This window comes from Pseudomonas sp. WS 5059, from assembly GCF_012985525.1.
GTDB lineage: Bacteria > Pseudomonadota > Gammaproteobacteria > Pseudomonadales > Pseudomonadaceae > Aquipseudomonas.
This window is the reverse complement of record NZ_JAAQWO010000002.1, coordinates 205,270-225,714: the sequence shown is the minus strand read 5'-3', so window position 1 is coordinate 225,714 and position 20,445 is coordinate 205,270. Positions and strand designations below refer to the sequence as shown.

Sequence of the window (20,445 nt, the reverse complement as noted above, 5' to 3'; positions counted from 1 at the left end):
ACCCTCCCCGTACCACCCCCTCCCCAGTAGCAAAAGGCCAGCCCTTTTGACCTTGAACAATGCCCACACAGAAAAACCAGGAAATTGCCAATAGGGACTTGCTATTCTTTGAATAAGAATTATTCTCATTGAAACCCTTCAAGGAGATGCGACCCATGACTTATTTGATTGATGCCTGGCTGGACCGTCCGCACCCTTACCTGCGGATCCTTCATCGGGAAACCGGCGAAGTCTGTGCGGTGCTGGAAGAAGAAGCGCTCAATGAACTGCAGGACCAGGGCGACCTGGACGTCAACGGCCTGAGCTCCAGTGAACCCGGGGTGCTTAAAGAGGTGGTGAGGAATCTGTTTCTGTTCTGCTATGCCCGAGCGTTGCGCCCGGTGACGGAGCTGCATGGCAAGTTTCATCCATGAGCAACCGCGCAGAACCTGATTGCATGGCCCTCTGCAGGAGCTGGCTTGCCGGCGATAACATCACCTCGGTGTAACCCATACCGAGTCGTCTGTATCGCCGCGACCCGCCAAGCCAGCTCCTACATAGAGCCATCAGCAGGTCTTACAGAACGTCGAGCAGCTCGACGTCGAATACCAGAACGCTGTGCGGCGGGATGCTGCCAACACCTTGTGCGCCGTAAGCCAGTTCGCTCGGCACGTACAGGCGCCATTTGCTGCCGGCATTCATCAGTTGCAGGGCTTCGGTCCAGCCAGCGATCACACCACCGACCGGGAATTCTGCCGGCTGGCCACGCTCGTAGGAGCTGTCGAACACAGTGCCGTCGATCAGGGTGCCATGGTAGTGGGTACGCACCTGGTCTTCACGGGTCGGCTTGGCGCCGTCGCCGGCGGTCAGCACTTCAAATTGCAGGCCGGAAGCCAGGGTGGTGATGCCGTCACGCTTGGCGTTCTCAGCCAGGAATGCCAGGCCCGCGCCCGCGGCTGCTTCAGCCTTGGCCGCTGCTTCGGCTTGCATGATGTCGCGAATCACTTTGAAGCTGGCAGCCATTTGCTCCTGGTCAACACGGCTTGGCTTGCCGCCGAACGCGTCGGTCAGGCCAGCCAGGATCGCGTCCAGGCTGACGCCCGGTGGCGGGTTGTCGCGCAGTTGGTCGCCCAACTGACGGCCAATGCCGTAGCTGACGCGGGTTTCGTCGGTGGACAGATTGACTTCGGACATGGAAAGGCTCCGCTGTAGGACAACTGCAAAAATCCGCAAAAACGCGGGGTCTGGCGTGTCATCCAAACTAAAAGGGCGAGCAGACTAGCACACTCGCCCCAGGCTTGATGAGCCCAAAATCCCGGGCCGGCAGGCGCCGGTCATGGATCAATGCTTGGTCAGTTTATCCAGGTAGCCCATGGCAAACGCCGAGATCACGAAGGTCATGTGAATGATCACGTACCACATCAGGTGCTGTGGATCGACATTCTTGGCATCCATGAAGATCCGCAGCAGGTGGATCGAGGAAATTGCCACGATGGACGCCGCCACCTTCATCTTCAGCGACGAAGAGTCCATGGTGCCCAGCCAGTTGAGCTTCTCCTTGTTGTCGTCGATATCCAGTTGCGAGACAAAGTTCTCATAGCCGGAAATCATCACCATCACCAACAAGCCACCCACCAGGGCCATGTCGATCAACGACAGCAGCACCAGGATCAGCTCCGACTCGGCCATCGCAAAGACATTGGGCAGCAAATGGATCACTTCCTGGAAGAATTTCAGCGCCAACGCCAGCAGCCCGAGGGACAAGCCGAAATAGATCGGCGCCAGCAGCCAGCGGGAGGCGTACATTGCATTTTCGATAAAGCGTTCCATGGAATCTCACACAGCTTGGCTAGAAATGGCGGCGAGTATATCAGCCGCGTACATTGCGCCATAACCACCCGGAAACTGACCTGTAGCGCTTCTGTAAGACAATTTTTCTGCTAGTGTCGGCCTCATCAACGTGGCTCGATGCTGCCGGACAGGAATCTCAAATAATGGATGTGCGATCTCCCTTGGCCAGTCTTGGCCTATGTGTGGCATTACTGGCGGCCAGCGGCTGCTCCCCCAGCGACGAGCACAAGCAAGCCTCTCTGGAAGAAAAAACCACCCAGTTCGAACAATCCCTGGATACGATCCAGGATCCGCGCCTCAAGGAGGCCGTGGGCGAGCTGGGCGGCTCGCTGCTATTGCTGGAGCGGGCGCGCATCAAGCTCGACACCAAGCCAGTGGAGACCGAGTACGGGGAAAACAGCCTGGCCGTGCTTGCGCACTACCCTACCCCGCAAGCTCTGGTGGATACCTACATCAACGGGCTGTTCGTCCTACGCAAGAACTCGCACTCGGACTACCTGACCGATCTGCAACCGGTGTTCCCGTTCAGTTTCAATATGCCGGACCAATTCCCATTTCCCCATGGCCTGGAATGGCAATCGGTGACCTTGAGCAACAACAAGATCATCCCGTTCCAGCCGGAATGGTCGGAAACCGACCCCGGCATTCAGTTGAGCCCCAGCAGCTCTAACCTGACCAACCCGGACGACCTGACCGTCACCTATCCCTTCATCGAAGGCATCGAGACGGACAACAAGAGCCAGCCCCAACCCGTCACCCTCAAGGGCCGGGTCGAGGTGATTGCACCCAGCAAAGTGCTGACCTTCGACCTGACCCGCAAAGACGTGGGCCACAAGCGCACCGAGGCAAACATCACGCTGACCCTGCTGGCCCTGGAGAACAACTACGCCGAGATCGAACTGACCAACACCAGCCCCCTGGCGCCACAAGTGGCGGATGAGTCGCCCAACCCGCTGCTGGTCCAGGCCCGGGACACCACCGGGCAATTTCTTTCCCGTGCCGGTTCGATCAATGAAAGCGCCGCCCAGGTGGCGTTCTACGAGCAGCAACTGGCGCAGATGCGCAAGCAGACAACCTGGTCCGAGGCCTTTGAAAAGCAGTTGCAAGACGAGCAGAAAACCTTCGAACAAAAGCAGGCCAGCCACTACGCCAAGGTCTACTTCAACGGGGCGATCGATAGCCTGCAAGTCAGCGTGCTGGATTTCTCCGACGCTACAGTCACCCGCAAGGACCTGGAACTGCCGATACGGCGCTTCGACAAGAACAGTCTGGAGAAAACCGTGCAGGGCCTGCCTATGCCCGTCACGGTGTATGACGATGAGGCCGCAGGCTGGCTCCAAAGTGCCAGCCTCTCCGAAGACCAGTTGAAAAGCAGCGTCACCATCAGCCAGTCGGTGGACGACGCCAGCGCCGCCCACATCGCCTTTGACCATCCCTTCACCTTCAATGACGACCTGATCGGCTCGACTCGCACCAGCAACGACGCCCCGCTGACGTTCTTCACCGCAAATGATCAAGGCAAGCGCGGCGAGCCCATCGAGCTGCCCACCGAGGCCTTTGAGGTCGACCCATGGCGCGCCACCATCACCTACGACCTTAATTTATTCCCGGAAACCCCGGCATTTGCCGTGGGATCGATCCCGCTGTTCCTGGCCACCATCGAAAAGAACACCGTCAACACCGCCCAACTGCCCAAGGGCCTGTCGATCCAGGACAACGCGCTGATTGTCGACCAGGCGTTGTTCCCTTCCGATAGCTGGCGCTTCTTTGCCAAGGACGCCAGTGGCAAGTACTTGAAGGAAATCCTCGGCGTCAGCCACCGCGCTGCGGAATATGGCACCGCGCTGTTTGATGTGCATTACTTTTATGGCCAGCCGACCGCGCTTGAAACCTACCAGCGCACGGCGTTGAACACCGTGCAATACGGTTTTGAGGTCAAGCTGGACAAGCCCGAGAGCAAATTGTAGGAGCCGGCTCCTACAGTGGTTGCGGTTTACAGGTGCAGGGCCTGGGGCCGTCCGCCATTGAGCTGGCGCAGGTGGGCCTGCAAGTGCAGGCACCAGATCTGCGGGTCGTCGGCCAGTTCGTAGCCGTGCAGGGTCAGGCTTTGCACGATGGATTCAAGAATGTTTTCCGCGACGAACGGGCCATGGAACGGCCCTTGGGACTTGATGGTCGAGGGCTGCTCACCTGTCATTCCGGCGGCAAACAGCAACGTCCACATCCCGGCATCCCCCGCAAGAGGACGAATGGAACATTCAATTCGGGTGACCAGGCCCAGGCACTGGCGGGTGAGGCAAAGGCTGCGCGGCATGGCGGCGACCCTCGGTAGATCCGGTGTTCAGCCTCCAGACACAAGGCCGTCTCTATCCCATGACTCCTGTAGATATCCCTTGAGCTGAGAATAGAAGAAAACCGGTACAAACCAAGATTGTAGGGACCAACGGCCATCAGCTCCCCACAACCCAGCCAAAAATATGGCGCTTTCCCCGCTCGGACCCGACTTGCCGGCGATAGCGATACATCGAGCGCCATCGCCGGCAAGTCGGCTCCTACAATGGGTGATCCCGCATCAGCTGGGCTTGGCTTCGACCAACGCCTGCTGCGCCAGCTCCTTTTCCGCCTCCTTGAGGTCTTCCTCGCTGATCATCTCGGCAATCGCCCGCAGACGTTCAACCACGCGCGCGTTGACGCTACCCTCGGGGAATTGCCCTTCGGCATCCGGCTCGCCGGCAGGCTCGCCCACCAACAGGCTCAACGCCTCGTCGGCCTGGCGCACGGCATACACGTGGAACTGCCCTTGCCTTACCGCCTGCAAGACCTTCTCGTCGAGCATCAGCGTCGCAACGTTGGCCTGGGGAATGATCGCGCCCTGCTCGCCCGTCAAGCCACGGGCCTCGCACAGGCGGAAAAAGCCTTCGATCTTCTCGTTGACCCCGCCCACCGCCTGCACTTCACCGAACTGGTTGATTGAGCCTGTAATGGCGAAACACTGCTTGAGCGGGGTCTTCGACAGCGCCGAAATCAACGTACAGGCCTCGCCCAACGAGGCGCTGTCGCCGTCGACATAACCGTAGGATTGCTCCAGGGCAATGCTCGCAGAGATCGCCAGGGGGAATTCCTGGGCATAACGGCTGCCCAGGTAACCGGTGAGGATCATCACGCCCTTGGAGTGGATCGGCTGGCCGAGGTTGACCTCACGCTCGATATCGACAATGCCACTGCCGCCCGGGTACACCGTGGCAGAAATGCGCGCCGGCACACCGAACGCCGAATCACCGACCTCCAGCACCGTCAGCCCGTTGCATTTGCCCACTGCCGCGCCGGCGGTGTCGATCAGGATCACCCCGGCGAGCATGTCGTCGAGGATCCGCGCCGAGACCCGGCCGGTGCGCGTGGCCTTGGCCTTCAACGCGCGCTCGATGTGCCCGGCGTCGGTGCGTTCATCACCCGCCAGGTGGCGGATGAAGTCCGCCTCGCTGACCAGCTGGAACAGGTCGCCGATGCGCGCCGACAAACGTCCCTGGTGCTCCGCCAGCCGTGCGCTATAGGTCGCCAGGCGTGCCACCGCATCCGAGGTCAGCGGCGCCATGCCTTCTTCCGAGGTGCGGGTTTTCAGCAACTGGGCGAACTGCTCCAGGCTTTCATCGACCATCGGGATGTCTTCATCGAAATCCACCAGCACCCGGAACATCTCCTGGAAGTCCGGATCCAGGTCTTGCAGGGTGTAGTACAGCGAGCGGGCGCCGATGATGATGACCTTGACCTGCAACGGGATCACTTGCGGGTTGAGGGTCACGGTGGCCAGGCGGCCCAACTCGCCCAGAGGCGACTCCATCTTCAACTTGCGCGACTGCAGCGCGCGCTTGAGCGCGTCCCAGACAAACGGCTCGCTGAGCATTTTCTCGGCTTCGAGGATCAGGAAACCGCCGTTGGCACGATGCAACGCCCCCGGACGCAGTTGCCGGTAGGTGGTGTAGAGCGCGCCCTGGTCGGTGCTGTACTCGATCCGGCCAAACAGGTTGTCGTAGGTCGGGTGCGGTTCGAACACCACCGGCGCGCCGCCATTGAGCGGATGGCCCACCACCAGGCTCGGGCAGTACTGCTCTTCCAGCAACTTGCGCGCCTGGGCGTCGGTTTTGGCGTCATCTACCAGCAGTTCGACCACGGTCTTGAGCAGATAGACCTGCATCGCCTGCAGGTAGCCGCAGACGCCGGCGTTCTCGGCGTACTTCTCGGACAACGGTGCCAGCAATGGCTGCAAGGCCAGGGTGATGGTCTCTTCGTTGAACTGGCGCATCTGGTTGTTGGACTCGCGCTTCCACTGCGGCAGGCTGGCGAGTTCTTCGTTGAGGCGCTCTTCGAGCTCGGAAATATCCGTGTGGAAACGCTCACGGTCGGCTTCCGGCAGTTGCGAGAACTCGGCCTCGTCCAGGGCCTTGCCATCGAGCATCGGGGTAAAGGCGATATTGCTGCTGTCACGGTACAGCGCCACGTCCTTTTCCAGGGCCAGGCGCTCGATCACATCCAGGGCGCGGTCGTAGCGCTGGTTGAAGGCGCGGTCGATCGCGCTTTTGCGCTGTTGATACGTAGGGTGCTCGAACACTGCCGGGAAGGTGGCGACCAGGTTGTCGATCAGGCCACTGATGTCTGCGATGAACGGGGCCGCGCCGCCCGCTGGCAATTCCAGGGCGCGGGGCTCGCGGGGCTCGTCGAAGTTATTGACGTAGACCCAGTCTGCCGGGGTCTGCAGGCGCTTGCCTTCGGCCTTGAGGTAGCGTTTGACGAACGAAAAGCGGCCGGTACCGGGCTCGCCCATGACAAATACGTTGTAACCGGGGCGTGGCATGGCCACACCGAACTGCAACGCTTCAACCGCGCGTTCCTGGCCAAGCACACCGCGAAAGGGCTCCAAGTCATTGGTGGTCGAGAAGCTGAACTGTTCAGCGGAGAAAGGACGGGTCAGCGCTTCGGGCGCTAGACGCAAGCTGGCAGCAACAGGATCAGGCATCGGGCTTCCTTACATCAGGCGGGGCAATGGCGGCATTCTGGCGCCGTGCGTAGCTGGCTGGCAAGGCACGACTGAGGTAAAGCATAGACACGGGATGCGGCCTGCAAAAAAACCAGTCTGCATTGATTGTTTTACAAAAAAGCACGGAACCCTTGGAACATGCCTAAACTCCAAACTGCGCGGGTTGGACTAATAACTGGCCCCTAGGGTGCTTTGCGGCGCCTGAACCCTTGTCCATTGGTTTGCACACTAAGAGAACAAAGCTATGAAACGGATCCTTCTCGGTACTCTCTTCACCGTTGTCTCCCTCAATGCAATGGCCGAAGCGCCAGGTGGCCCTAACTGCGGTTGGGGCAACATGCTGTTCGAAGGCCAGCGCGGCACGCCGGCTCACTTCCTCGCTTCCACCACCAACGGCACCTCCGGTAACGCCACCTTCGGCATGACCTCGGGCACCAACGGTTGCAGCACCAACAGCGCGCTGACTTACGGCGGCAAATCGTGGATTGCCATGAATGGCATGATGAACGAGCTGTCCGAAGACATGGCCAAAGGCAATGGCGAAGCACTGACCACCTATGCCGTGGTCCTGGGCGTTGCTCCAGAAGATCGTGATCACTTCGCCGCTGTGACTCACGAACACTTCCAGCAGATCTTCAGCAAGGCTGACGTGACCGCAGAAGACGTGCACTCCAACACCATCGCTGTTCTCAAGGGCGACGCCCGCCTGGCGAAATACGCCACCCAGGCTTAAGCTCGACCTGCCCGCGCCCTTACCCGGCGCGGGTTTTATTTTTTGGACCTGCCCCTTTCCCGGGTCTTTATTTATTCCGACTTAAGTTGCCCCTATGCTCAAACGCCTTGCCTGCCTGGCACTCTTCGCCTGCGCCCCGCTATCTGCGGCGCCGCACCTTGATGATCAACGTTTGCAGCAATTGGCCAATGATCCATTCTGGCTTTCATTGGGGCACTACGAAGCCGGCAAGCTCAAAGGCTGGCGCAGCTATGTCAGCGACCAGAAATTCTTCCTCGCAAAAGACGGCGCCCACCACCCGGACGCCGAACTCAAGGCCACCGTAGACGCACTGTACGCCCCGGCCAGCCTCGGCGAAAAACATGCCCAATGCGTGTACCCGGCCCGCACCCGCTGGCTCAAGGACCAGTTGCACCTGACTGACCTGCCCGCCGTGGACTGCGTCGAGTTCAAGCAATGGTTCAAGGACGTCGCGCCCCACAGCGCGGTGATGATCTTCCCGGCGGCCTATCTCAACAGCCCATCGTCGATGTTCGGCCATACCTTGCTGCGCATCGACCAGGCTGATGTGCAAAGCAACAAGACCGCCTTGCTCAGCTACGCGATCAACTTTGGCGCCTACATTGAAGGCTCGGACAACAGCATCCTCTACGCCTGGAAAGGCCTGATGGGCGGCTATCCCGGCCTGTTCGCCCTGGTGCCCTACCAGGAAAAACTCTCGGAATACCGCAGCCTGGAGAACCGCGACCTGTGGGAATACCGCCTGAACCTGACCCAGGTCGAAACCGAGCGCATGGTCGAGCACGTGTGGGAGCTCAAGCAAATCCAGTTCGACTACTTCTTCTTCGATGAAAACTGCTCGTACCGCCTGCTGGAATTGCTGCAAGTGGCCCGCCCCGGCCTGCGCCTGACCGAACAGTTCCCGCTCACCGCCATTCCCACCGACACCGTAAAAGCGGTGAAGGACGTGGGCCTGGTGGAGAAAATCGATTATCGCCCGTCCCGCGAACGTGAGTTGCTGGAGCGCGCCAAGCCCCTGGACAGTGACGAGCAGCAATGGGTGCTGAAGATCAGCGATGACCAGAAACAATTGCAAGATCCAACGTTCAAGGCCCTTGGCAAAGACCGCCAGGCCCTGATCATCGACGCCGCCTACCGCCTGGGCCGCTACCGCGCCAACGGCCTTGAGCGCGACAGCGAACGCTCCCAGCGCAGTTTCGAGTTGCTGCGGGCAATCAACCAGAACCCGGCGCCGGACCTACAGATCGAGCGCCCCGGCCTGCCGGAAAACGGCCATGAATCGCGCACCTGGCAAGCAGGTATCGGCACCCGTGGCGACAAAGCCTTCGGCGAATACGGCCTGCGCATGGCCTACCACGACCTCAACGACAACGCCGAAGGCTTCCCCCTGGGCGCGCAGATCGAAATCCTGCAGATGAAACTGCGCCAGTACGAAGGCAACAACTGGCAACTGCAACAACTGGACCTGGCGACCATCCGCTCCCTGACTCCGCGCAATGAGCTGCTGCAACCGCTGTCCTGGCAAGTCACCGGCGGCCTGGAGCGGGTACCGGGCAAACATGACGACGAAACCCTCGTCAGCCACGTCAACGGCGGCGCCGGCGGCACCTGGCAACTGCACGACGACATGCTCGGCTTTGCCCTGGGCACCGTGCGCGTGGAACACAACAACGACTTCAGCGAATTCATCTCCCCCGCTGCCGGCTTCAACACCGGGCTGCTGTGGAAAAACCCGCTAGGCAACCTGAGCCTGGAGGCCAAGGGCGACTTCTTCACCAATGGCGAGGTACGACGTAGTATCAGCCTGAATCAGCAGTGGGAAGTATCACGCAACCTCGGCGTGCGCCTAAGTGCGCAACGGGAGTTCAGCCACCTGGCGACGCCGGTCAACGAGGTGATGCTTGAAGTGAAGTGGTATCACTACTGACCGGCCCCAACGCCTATTGAAGATCCAGTGTGGGAGCGGGCATACCCGCGATAGGGGTATGTCAGTCGCTGTGGATATGACTGATCCACCGCCATCGCGAGCAAGCCCGCTCCCACATTTGGCCCGCGTTTATCCCACACCCTAAGGAGCTCTTACGACATGGCCGTTACCTGCACCAGCCTTGAACACGTCCGGGAAAACATCGACCGCCTTGACCGCCAGATCGTCGCCCTGCTGGCCGAACGCGGCAGCTTCGTGTCCCAGGCCGCCCGCTTCAAAAAAGACAGCGATGGGGTCAAGGCTCCCCAGAGGGTCGAACAAGTGATCCACAAGGTTCGCGATTTAGCGCAAACCCTGGGCGCAAACCCCGACGTCACTGAACAGGTATATCGCGCGATGATTGGCGCATTCATCCAGCAAGAACTGGCCGAACACGCTGCGCTCGCGCAACCCACCGCCTAAGCCCCTTTGGCGAGTGAGCCGCCCAAACAAATTGCTCACCCCGTTTTCACATCGCCCCGACGAATCCCCTTCTAGACTTCCCTTATCAGCCGCTCAACGGCCTGGGAGTATGAGATGTGGCGGTTCGCTGTGATGCTGGGTGTAGTGATGGCGCTTTCAGGCTGCCAATCCACCCACGATGAGTTACTGGCCAAGGGTTATCCACCGCCCTTCGCCGACGGTTTTGACGATGGCTGCAGCAGCGGGCGCCAGGCGGCCGGGGTGATTACTGGGGAGTTTCGCAAGAACGTCCCGCGCTACTTGAAAGACCAGGCGTACGCCGAAGGCTGGGAGGACGGCTTTCGCCAGTGCAAGGCCATGCGCGAGAGCGAGGACCAGAATGACTACCGCGAGCGCCATTGGGACGAGCGCGAACGCGCCTGGCAGCAGGAGAAGGACCGCGACGCCGCACGGGCTTATCGCAGCCAGTAACACCAGAGCGAATGTGAGAGCTGTCGAGCCCCAACGAGGCTGCGATTGCGCTGGGCCAGGCAGTAAACCTGTGCTGACCTACCGCTATCGCAGCCTCGTTGGGGCTCGACAGCTCCCACAATTGATCATCGGTGTCGCTCAGCTCGCGGTTTAGACGATGCCCTGCGCCAGCATCGCATCCGCCACTTTCACAAAGCCTGCGATGTTCGCGCCCTTCACGTAGTTGACCCGGCCATTCTCCTCACCGTAGTGCACGCAGGCATGGTGGATCGACTGCATGATGTTGTGCAGTTTGCTGTCCACTTCACCGGCGGTCCACAGCAGGCGCATGGCGTTTTGCGACATTTCCAGGCCACTCACCGCCACGCCGCCAGCATTGGAGGCTTTGCCCGGGGCAAACAGAATGCCCGCTTCGATAAAGATATCCACAGCCTCGAGGGTGGTCGGCATGTTGGCGCCTTCGGCCACGCAGATGCAGCCGTTGCGCAGCAGGGTGCGGGCGGCTTCGGCGTCCAGTTCGTTCTGGGTCGCGCATGGCAGGGCGATGTCGCACGCCAGCTCCCATGGGGTCTTGCCGGCGCAAAACTCCAGGCCAAAACGCGCGGCCAGTTCGCTGATGCGCCCGCGCCGTACGTTTTTCAGCTCCAGCAGCGCCGACCATTGCTCGTCGGTCAAACCGCTTTCGCAGTACAAGGTGCCTTCGGAGTCGGACAGGGAAATCACCTTGCCGCCCAGGTCCATGACCTTGCGCGCTGCGTATTGCGCGACGTTGCCGGAACCGGAAACCGCCACGCGCTTGCCTTCGACGCGCTGGCCCTGGCGCTTGAGCATCTCCTCGGCAAAGTACACGCAACCAAAGCCGGTGGCTTCCGGGCGGATCAGGCTGCCGCCGTAGCTCATGCCCTTGCCGGTAAGCACCGAGGTAAATTGGTTGCTCAGGCGCTTGTACTGGCCAAACAGGAAGCCGATTTCCCGGGCGCCCACGCCGATATCGCCAGCCGGTACGTCCACCTCCGCGCCGATATGGCGGTACAACTCACTCATGAACGACTGGCAGAAACGCATGACTTCAGCGTCGCTCTTGCCCTTGGGATCAAAGTCCGAGCCGCCCTTGCCGCCGCCCATGGGCAGCGAGGTCAGGGAGTTCTTGAAGGTCTGCTCGAAGGCGAGGAATTTCAGCACCCCCAGGTTGACCGACGGGTGGAAGCGCAGGCCGCCTTTGTAAGGGCCGATGGCGCTGTTCATCTGGATACGGAAGCCGCGGTTGACCTGGACCTTGCCCTGGTCATCGACCCACGATACCCGGAAGGTAATGGCGCGTTCCGGCTCGCAGATGCGCTCCAGGATGCCCGAGGTCAGGTAGTGGGGATTGGCTTCAAGAAAGGGCCACAGACTGCGTAGGACTTCTTCCACAGCCTGGTGGAATTCCGGCTGATCCGGGTCGCGTTTTTTGAGGCGGGCAAGGAAGGATTCGACGGATTCGATCATGAAAAGTCTCGGCAGATTTATTGTCGTTAATGGCGATTTGCCCAGGACTTTATCAATTCATGTCGCACCGCGACAGGGCAAAATGTCGCTTTTGTGAATTTAAATGGTGCGATAAATATAAATACACGCGCTTTTTTGCCCCAAAACAGGGATTTCAGCTCAAGGGACGCACCAATAGATAGACCGCGATCGCAGGCAAGCCAGCTCCCACATTAGATCGAGTACCTCTGCTACGACACGGTCAAATGTGGGAGCTGGCTTGCCTGCGATGAAGTCACCTCGGTCCCTCTCAATTGCGCCAAAAAAAACGGAGCCCGAAGGCTCCGTTTTGTTCAAACCAACCCGAATCAGGCGAGTTTTTTGTGCCGTACACGATGCGGCTGGGCAGCCGCTTCGCCCAGGCGCTTCTTGCGATCGGCTTCGTATTCGGTGTAGTTGCCTTCAAAGAACACCGCTTGCGAATCGTCTTCGTACGCCAGGATGTGCGTCGCCACACGGTCAAGGAACCACCGATCGTGAGAGATCACAATCGCGGCGCCCGGGAAGTCCAGCAGGGCTTCTTCCAGGGAACGCAGGGTTTCCACGTCGAGGTCGTTGGACGGTTCGTCGAGCAGCAACACGTTGCCGCCTTCTTTGAGGGTCAGGGCCAGGTGCAAGCGACCGCGCTCACCACCGGACAGGTCCTTGACGAACTTCTGCTGGTCGCCGCCCTTGAAGTTGAAGCGGCCAACGTAGGTGCGCGACGGGATTTCATAGTTGCCGATACGGATCTGGTCGGAACCGTCGGAGATCTGCTGGAACACGGTCTTGCTGCCGTCGAGGTCTTCGCGGCTCTGGTCCACGCAAGCCAACTGCACGGTTTCGCCGACTTCGATGGTGCCCGAATCCGGTTGTTCCTTGCCCATCAGCATACGGAACAGCGTGGATTTACCCGCACCGTTACCGCCGATCACGCCGACGATGGCGCCTTTAGGCATGGAGAAGGACAGGTTGTCGATCAGCACGCGATCGCCATAGCCTTTGCAGACGTTCTTGAATTCGATGACCTTGTCACCCAGGCGCGGGCCGGCCGGGATGTAGATTTCGTTGGTCTCGCTGCGCTTCTGGAATTCCTGGGACTGCATTTCCTCGAAGCGTTGCAGACGGGCCTTGGATTTCGACTGACGGGCCTTGGCGCCTTTGCGCACCCACTCCAGTTCGTCCTTCATGGCCTTTTCATGGGCCGACTGCTGCTTGGATTCAGCGGCCAGACGGTCGGACTTGGCTTCCAGCCAACCGGAGTAGTTGCCCTCGTAAGGGATACCGGCGCCACGGTCGAGCTCCAGGATCCAGCCGGCGACGTTGTCCAGGAAGTACCGGTCGTGCGTGATCGCAACCACGGTGCCCGGGAAATCATGGAGGAAGTGCTCCAGCCAAGCCACGGAATCGGCGTCCAAGTGGTTGGTCGGTTCGTCGAGCAGTAGCATGTCAGGGGCGGACAGCAGCAGGCGGCACAGGGCCACGCGGCGTTTTTCACCACCAGACAGGTGCTCGACCTTGGCGTCCCAGGCCGGCAGGCGCAGCGCATCGGCGGCGACTTCCAGCTGGCGCTCCAGGTTGTGACCGTCGCCAGCCTGCAGGATGGCTTCGAGCTTGGCCTGTTCGGCAGCCAGTTTGTCGAAGTCGGCATCCGGCTCGGCGTAGGCGGCGTAGACCTCGTCCAGGCGGGCCTGGGCGTCCTTGATCACGCTGACGGCTTCCTCGACCACTTCACGCACGGTCTTGGACGGGTCCAGGATCGGCTCTTGCGGCAGGTAGCCGATGTTCAGTTCAGGCATCGGGCGGGCTTCGCCTTCGAACTCGGTATCGACGCCAGCCATGATTTTCAGCAGCGTGGACTTACCCGAACCGTTGAGGCCGAGTACGCCGATCTTGGCGCCCGGGAAGAAGGACAGCGAAATGTTTTTCAGGATTTCCCGCTTCGGTGGAACAACTTTGCCCAACCGATGCATGGTGAAAACGTATTGAGCCAAAATGTGGACCTCGTAAAAAGATGAGAACAGGGCCTGCGTAGCGTCATGGCGCTGTACGTAGCACATCGAATGATCAAGGTTAACCTAAGTCGGCGGCGGCGGGCAGATTGACAGGCGCTTTTGAGCCGCGCTTTTTCCTGCAGCGGGCCAGATGTAACACAATACCCGGCAACCCCTCCCTAGAAGAAGACACATGGCACATACATGCAGGATCACGCCTTACCCCCTGACAGTCGCGCAAGACAGCTTCCATGCTTAGTGTCATGTCTGCGCTGGGGTTGTTGCTATTGATGCCGGGACCGACCAATACCCTGTTACTGCGCGCAGGCGTGCTCTCGGGTTTCAGGCGGGCCTGGACCCTGAGCCTGTTGGAGTGCCTGGCTTACCTGCTGCAGATTGCTTTTTGGGGCTACGTCCTCAGCCATATGGGGGCCAATGCAACGTGGTGTTTGAAGGTGATGCAGTTCGTCTCGATCTGTTACCTGGTCAAGACCTCGTACAGCCTGTGGCGCGAGCCCGCCGCCGATCTGCCCCCATTGCCCGGAGAGCGGGTGTCGAGGTGGCATTTCTTTTTACTGACGCTGATCAACCCGAAGGGTTTGCTGGTGGTTTCGTTCATCGTGCCGGTGCAGACCTTTGCCGACATGGCCTTGTACGGGCAGTTCGCCATGCAATTCACGGCGGTGGTGATCCCCGTAGGGTGCGCCTGGGTGCTGTTCGGCGCACGCCTCAAACGCAGCGGACATGCCTGGCTGACCCCGCAGAACATAAACCGCACATCTTCTGTGGTTATCAGTTGCTTTGCACTGGCGATTCTATTCAGACTGGCGGATGCCCTGATCAGTACCGGCCCGGCCTGATAGTCCCGCCAGGCGGGGCTGGCACTTTGCCACAACTCAAGGCATGCTAGCCGCCCTCCGGGCGTCCGGCTTATAGTGCACGTCGCGCGCCAGTACAGCCAAACCGCAGGATCACAGCTTGACCAACGTAACAAAGCCAAGCCCCTTGCGCGCAGCGCATATTGCGCCCGGCGCCCCCCTGCACGGAACCCTCAAGGGCGCGCTGGCGACGCTGGTCCTGTTGCTGCTCGCGTTATTGTTCTGGCAGTTGCTGGACCAATTGCAGCAGAACCAGAAGAACCAGCAGCAATACACCATCGACTACAGCGCCGACCTGGCCGAACAGATCAGCCTGAACATGGCCCTGAGCGCGCAAATCGCCCTCAACCTGCTGCCGATCGTCGAACCTCCACGCAATGAAGAACAGCACCAGGCCCTGATGCGCAGCCTGCAGCGCTCGTTGCCGGAACTGCGCAGCGTCGCCCTGCTCGCCCCCAGCGGCGCGATCATCAGTGATACCGCCGACAACAGCCAGGATAGCGCCTGGCTTGAAGAGCTGGTCAAGCGCAGCCACGCCCAGTCCTATTACCTGAGCAATAACAGCGACGGCTCCATCATCTACCTGCTGCTGCACCAACCCAGCGGCGGCGCCAAAATGTACTGGGCGTTGCGCCTGGCCCCCAATTACCTGGCCAACCTGACGCGCCAGGACGGCCAGGGGCCACGGCCGATGTGGGCGATTGAAAACCAGTTGAACCACCGGGTGGTCAGTCGTGACAGCGGCATGCCCAGCCAGTGGTCGGCCGGGCTGACCCCGGAAGAGCTGAACAAGACCGTACTGGTCACGCCCTTGAGCAAAAGCGACTGGCAACTGCGCGGGCTGTTTGATCGCGCCGCCGTGCTGGAGCAACTGCTGCCGGCGTTTATCGGCAAGTGCCTGCTGGGCCTGGCCTTTTCGCTGATCCCGGTGCTGGTGCTGCTGAACATGCGGCGCCGCCAGCGCCAGGTCAATGAAGGCCGGCGCCGCTACCAGGATATTTTCGAAGGTACCGGCGTGGCCTTGTGCGTGCTCGACCTGTCGGGCCTGCGCGGTTTCTTCGACAAGGCCCAGTTGCACACCCGCGAACAACTGCAGGACTGGCTGCAAAACAGCCCCGAGCAACGCCAGCAACTGCTCAAGGAGCTGCGCATCACCGAGGTCAACCAGGTCGCGGTGCGCCTACTGAATGTGGCGTCCTGCGAACAGGCGTGGGAACGTTTGATCGACGGTTGCCCACTGGACACCAGCGCCATTGGCTACGCAGTGCTTGAGGCAGTGCTGACCCAGCAGAAACAGCTGGAGTTGGAGATTCAACTCAGCGACATCGAAGGCAACGACCAGTACCTGTGGCTGGTGATGCGCCTGCCGGAAGAACAGCACGACTATAAGGCGGTGATCCTCAGCATCAGCGATATCACCAGCCGCAAACTGGTGGAGCTGTCGCTGGTGGAGCGCGAGGCGTTCTGGTCGGACGTGGTGCGCACCGTGCCGGATCACCTGTATGTGCAGGATGTGATCAGCCAGCGCATGATCTTCAGCAACCACCACCTGGGCCACACCCTGGGCTACAACAAACACGAACTGCAGCAGATGGGCGAGTATTTCTGGGAGATCCTGCTGCACCCCGAAGACGCCGAGCACTACCACGACCTGCGCCAGCAGCAACGCGCCGCCGGGTACCTGGCGCAGTTGCAATGCCAGTTGCGCTTTCGGCACCGCAACAATCAGTGGCGGCGCTTCGAGATCCGCGAACAGGCCCTGGCCCGGGACAAGACCGACCAGGTCACGCGGATCATTGGGGTGGCCAAGGACATTACCGACCAGATCGAAGCCAGCGAATCCCTGCGCGACAGCGAACAGCGCTACCGCATGCTGGCCGAAAGCATCAGCGACGTGATTTTCTCCACCGACAGCAAACTGGCCCTCAACTACGTCAGCCCGTCGGTGAATGCGGTGCTGGGCTATGAAGTCGACTGGATCTTCAAGAACGGCTGGCAATCGACCATCGCCAACCCACAGCAACTGACCGGCATCTACACCCTTGTGGAACGGGTCAGCCGCGCCCTGGACCAGCCCGAAGCCCTGGCCTTGTTGCGCGATGACGTGCAGACCCAACTGTTCCTGTTCGATTGCCTGCGGGCCGATGGGCGCAAGGTGCCGATCGAACTGCGCCTGGTGCTGGTGTGGGACGAGCACGGCGCGTTCGAAGGCATCCTCGGCGTGGGCCGCGATATCAGCCAGCAACGCCGCGCCGAGAAAGACCTGCGCATGGCGGCCACGGTATTCGAACACTCCACCTCGGCGATCCTGATCACCGACCCCGCCGGCTATATCGTGCAGGCCAACGAAGCCTTCAGCCGGGTCAGCGGCTATGCCGTGGCCGATGTGCTCGACCAATTGCCGAACATGCTCACCGTCGACGAACAGCAGGAAGCCCACCTGCGCTATGTGCTCAAGCAGTTGCACCAGCACAGCACCTGGGAAGGTGAAGTGTGGCTCAAGCGCCGCAGCGGCGAGCATTACCCGGCCTGGGTCGGCATTACCGCCGTGCTCGATGACGAGGGCGACCTGGCCAGCTACGTGTGTTTTTTCAGCGACATCAGCGAGCGCAAGGCCAGCGAACAACGCATCCACCGCCTGGCCTACTACGACGCCCTGACCCACCTGCCCAACCGCACGCTGTTCCAGGACCGCCTGCACACCGCGTTGCAATCGGCGGAGCGGCAGAAGTCGTGGGTGGTGCTGATGTTCCTCGACCTCGACCGCTTCAAACCGATCAACGACTCCCTGGGTCATGCCGCGGGCGATCGCATGCTCAAGGAAATGGCGACCCGCCTGCTCGGCTGTGTGGCCGAGGACGATACCGTGGCGCGCATGGGCGGTGACGAGTTCACCTTGCTCCTGCAACCCCGGGTCAGTCGCGAGATGGCGTTGAACCGCGCGATCCACGTGGCCGAGCAGATCCTCGCCAGCCTGGTGAAGCCGTTTGTGCTGGAGGGCCGCGAGTTTTTTGTCACCGCCAGTATCGGCATCGCCCTGAGCCCTCAGGACGGCAACGAACTGAGCCAACTGATGAAAAACGCCGACACCGCGATGTACCACGCCAAGGAGCGCGGCAAGAACAACTTCCAGTTCTACCAGGCCGACATGAACGCCAGCGCCCTGGAGCGCCTGGAGCTGGAGAGCGACCTGCGTCATGCCCTGGACCAGAACGAATTCGTGCTCTATTACCAGCCGCAGTTCAGTGGCGATGGCAAACGTTTGACCGGCGCCGAAGCCCTACTGCGCTGGCGTCACCCGCGCCGTGGCCTGGTGCCGCCGGGGGATTTCATCCCGGTCCTGGAAGAGTTGGGCCTGGTGGTGGACGTGGGCGACTGGGTGATCGACGAGGCATGCCGCCAACTCAAGACCTGGCACCAGAACAAGGTGCGGGTGCCCAAAGTCTCGGTGAACATCTCGGCGCGGCAGTTCTCCGACGGGCAGTTGGGCACGCGGATCGCCACCATCCTCAAGGAAACCGGCCTGCCGCCGGCGTGCCTGGAGCTGGAGCTGACCGAAAGTATCCTGATGCGCGAGGTCAACGAGGCCCTGCAGATCCTTGCCAGCCTGAAAAACCTCGGCCTGAGCATCGCCGTGGACGACTTCGGCACCGGCTACTCATCGCTCAACTACCTCAAGCAATTCCCCATCGACGTGCTGAAGATCGACCGCACGTTCGTCGACGGCCTGCCCTCCGGCGAGCAGGACGCGCAAATCGCCCGGGCAATCATTGCCATGGCCCACAGCCTGAACCTGGCGGTGATCGCCGAGGGCGTGGAAACCCATGAGCAACTGGACTTCCTGCGCGAGCATGGCTGTGACGAGGTGCAGGGTTATCTGTTTGGGCGACCGATGCCGGCCAATCGGTTTGAGGCGCAGTTCTGTAACGACGCCCTGTTCATGTTTGACTGAAAATCATCAGATGATGCTGATGGCCCCTTCGCGAGCAAGCCCGCTCCCACATTCGACCGTAGTCCACCTGAAGGAACCCGATTGAATGTGGGAGCGGGCTTGCTCGCGAAGGGGCCCTCAAATACGCCATCCATCTCTGGATGAACGCCACTTGTCCGCGACATGATGTCCTTTCATATGCCATCTAAAACCCATTGGGTTAGAATGCCCCTCTTTTCTGCCCCCGATCCTTGAGGACCGCCATGTTCAGCCGTGATTTGACTATTGCCAAGTACGACGCCGATCTCTTTGCCGCCATGGAGCAAGAAGCTGTGCGCCAGGAAGAGCACATTGAGCTGATCGCTTCGGAAAACTACACCAGCCCTGCGGTGATGGAGGCTCAAGGTTCGGTTCTGACCAACAAGTACGCCGAAGGTTATCCGGGCAAGCGTTACTACGGCGGTTGCGAATTCGTCGATATCGTCGAGCAACTGGCCATCGACCGTGCCAAGGAACTGTTCGGCGCCGATTACGCCAACGTCCAGCCACACGCCGGCTCCCAAGCCAACGCGGCCGTTTACCTGGCCCTGCTGCAAGGCGGCGACACCATCCTGGGCATGAGCCTGGCCCACGGCGGTCACCTGACCCACGGTGCCAGCGTTTCCTCCTCCGGCAAGCTGTACAACGCTGTGCAGTACGGCATCGACGGCAACGGCCTGATCGACTACGACGAAGTCGAGCGCCTGGCGGTCGAGCACAAGCCAAAAATGATCGTGGCCGGGTTCTCTGCCTACTCGCAGATCCTCGACTTCCCACGCTTCCGTGAGATCGCTGACAAAGTTGGCGCCTACCTGTTCGTCGACATGGCCCACGTGGCCGGTCTGGTCGCCGCTGGCGTCTACCCGAACCCGGTGCCTTACGCTGACGTGGTGACCACCACCACCCACAAGACCCTGCGCGGTCCACGTGGCGGCCTGATCCTGGCTCGTGCCAACGCCGATATCGAGAAGAAGCTCAACTCCGCCGTCTTCCCGGGCGCCCAAGGTGGCCCGCTGGAGCACGTGATCGCCGCTAAAGCGATCTGCTTCAAGGAAGCATTGCAGCCTGAGTTCAAGACTTACCAGCAACAAGTGGTGAAGAATGCCCAGGCCATGGCCAGTGTGTTCATCGAGCGCGGTTTTGACGTGGTGTCCGGCGGTACTGAGAACCACCTGTTCCTGCTGTCGCTGATCAAGCAGGACATCTCCGGTAAAGATGCTGACGCTGCCCTGGGCAAAGCCTTCATCACCGTGAACAAGAACTCGGTACCGAACGATCCACGTTCGCCGTTTGTCACCTCGGGCCTGCGCTTCGGCACCCCGGCCGTGACCACTCGTGGCTTCAAGGAAGCAGAGTGCAAGGAACTGGCTGGCTGGATCTGCGACATCCTGGCCGATCTTTCCAACGAAGCCGTGATTGACGCGGTCCGTGAGAAGGTCAAGGCCATCTGCAAGAAGCTGCCGGTATACGGCGCTTGATTGCAGGCGCTTGAATAAAAAGCCCGGCTCTTGAGCCGGGCTTTTTTATGCCTGTTGGAACGCGGTCAACATGTGGGAGCGGGCTTGCCTGCGATAGCAGTGGGTCTGCCAACTCATCATTGACTGGTCTACCGCTATCGCAG

General features: G+C 60.6%; 15 protein-coding genes. 9 read left to right on the top strand and 6 right to left on the bottom strand.

All coding sequences use genetic code 11. From position 1 onward, the window contains the following. Positions 1 to 155: 155 nt before the first annotated feature. The gene (locus HBO12_RS05775; RefSeq protein WP_029292069.1) at positions 156 to 413 is read left to right on the top strand and encodes a PA4570 family protein; all 258 of its coding nucleotides are present in this window, start codon (positions 156 to 158) and stop codon (positions 411 to 413) included. Between the two features lie 142 nt (positions 414 to 555). Here HBO12_RS05775 and HBO12_RS05770 read toward each other — a convergent pair whose 3' ends face one another. Both HBO12_RS05770 and HBO12_RS05765 read right to left on the bottom strand, forming a co-directional pair. Continuing rightward, a complete protein-coding gene (locus HBO12_RS05770; RefSeq protein WP_038443496.1) occupies positions 556 to 1,173 on the bottom strand; it encodes an FKBP-type peptidyl-prolyl cis-trans isomerase in 618 nt (205 codons plus the stop codon). 147 nt (positions 1,174 to 1,320) lie between these two features. After that, entirely contained in the window at positions 1,321 to 1,809 is a 489-nt protein-coding gene (locus tag HBO12_RS05765) for a TIGR00645 family protein (protein WP_057441112.1), read from the bottom strand. A 164-nt stretch (positions 1,810 to 1,973) separates the two neighbouring features. On the opposite strand from HBO12_RS05765, the gene HBO12_RS05760 reads away from it, so the two are divergent. Continuing rightward, on the top strand, positions 1,974 to 3,797 hold the full coding sequence (locus tag HBO12_RS05760; RefSeq protein ID WP_170041706.1) for a hypothetical protein: 1,824 nt from the start codon (positions 1,974 to 1,976) through the stop codon (positions 3,795 to 3,797). A gap of 26 nt (positions 3,798 to 3,823) precedes the next feature. On the opposite strand, the gene HBO12_RS05755 is transcribed toward HBO12_RS05760, so the two are convergent. Continuing rightward, positions 3,824 to 4,144: a PA4575 family protein gene (locus HBO12_RS05755; protein WP_169951064.1), complete on the bottom strand. Its 321-nt coding sequence runs from the start codon at positions 4,142 to 4,144 to the stop codon at positions 3,824 to 3,826. Positions 4,145 to 4,402: 258 nt separating this feature from the next. Then, complete coding sequence (locus tag HBO12_RS05750; RefSeq protein ID WP_169951066.1) at positions 4,403 to 6,841, bottom strand: Lon protease family protein; 2,439 nt, start codon at positions 6,839 to 6,841, stop codon at positions 4,403 to 4,405. A gap of 265 nt (positions 6,842 to 7,106) precedes the next feature. Here HBO12_RS05750 and HBO12_RS05745 point away from each other — a divergent pair, with 265 nt between their 5' ends. The 4 genes from HBO12_RS05745 (at position 7,107) to HBO12_RS05730 (ending at position 10,476) form a co-directional block, all read left to right on the top strand. Next, positions 7,107 to 7,595 (top strand): DUF3015 domain-containing protein, encoded by a 489-nt coding sequence (locus tag HBO12_RS05745; RefSeq protein WP_029292080.1) that lies wholly within the window; start codon positions 7,107 to 7,109, stop codon positions 7,593 to 7,595. Positions 7,596 to 7,689: 94 nt separating this feature from the next. Further along, on the top strand, positions 7,690 to 9,543 hold the full coding sequence (locus tag HBO12_RS05740; protein ID WP_170041705.1) for an Lnb N-terminal periplasmic domain-containing protein: 1,854 nt from the start codon (positions 7,690 to 7,692) through the stop codon (positions 9,541 to 9,543). A gap of 159 nt (positions 9,544 to 9,702) precedes the next feature. Beyond that, positions 9,703 to 10,005 carry a chorismate mutase gene (locus HBO12_RS05735; protein ID WP_169951070.1) on the top strand — a complete coding sequence of 101 codons (303 nt, stop codon included), beginning with the start codon at positions 9,703 to 9,705 and terminating at the stop codon, positions 10,003 to 10,005. Positions 10,006 to 10,119: 114 nt separating this feature from the next. Next, complete coding sequence (locus HBO12_RS05730) at positions 10,120 to 10,476, top strand: hypothetical protein (protein WP_170041704.1); 357 nt, start codon at positions 10,120 to 10,122, stop codon at positions 10,474 to 10,476. Positions 10,477 to 10,626: 150 nt separating this feature from the next. On the opposite strand, the gene gdhA is transcribed toward HBO12_RS05730, so the two are convergent. Then, positions 10,627 to 11,964: an NADP-specific glutamate dehydrogenase gene (gene gdhA / locus HBO12_RS05725; protein WP_170041703.1), complete on the bottom strand. Its 1,338-nt coding sequence runs from the start codon at positions 11,962 to 11,964 to the stop codon at positions 10,627 to 10,629. 347 nt (positions 11,965 to 12,311) lie between these two features. Then, positions 12,312 to 13,976, bottom strand: a complete 1,665-nt coding sequence (ettA, locus tag HBO12_RS05720) for an energy-dependent translational throttle protein EttA (RefSeq protein ID WP_029292090.1) — start codon at positions 13,974 to 13,976, stop codon at positions 12,312 to 12,314. A gap of 251 nt (positions 13,977 to 14,227) precedes the next feature. Here ettA and HBO12_RS05715 point away from each other — a divergent pair, with 251 nt between their 5' ends. The 3 genes from HBO12_RS05715 (at position 14,228) to glyA (ending at position 20,302) form a co-directional block, all read left to right on the top strand. Beyond that, positions 14,228 to 14,836, top strand: a complete 609-nt coding sequence (locus HBO12_RS05715; protein ID WP_170041702.1) for a LysE family translocator — start codon at positions 14,228 to 14,230, stop codon at positions 14,834 to 14,836. Between the two features lie 118 nt (positions 14,837 to 14,954). After that, complete coding sequence (locus tag HBO12_RS05710; RefSeq protein WP_170041701.1) at positions 14,955 to 18,806, top strand: bifunctional diguanylate cyclase/phosphodiesterase; 3,852 nt, start codon at positions 14,955 to 14,957, stop codon at positions 18,804 to 18,806. Positions 18,807 to 19,048: 242 nt separating this feature from the next. Further along, a complete protein-coding gene (glyA, locus tag HBO12_RS05705) occupies positions 19,049 to 20,302 on the top strand; it encodes a serine hydroxymethyltransferase (protein ID WP_038443507.1) in 1,254 nt (417 codons plus the stop codon). Positions 20,303 to 20,445: the final 143 nt, after the last annotated feature.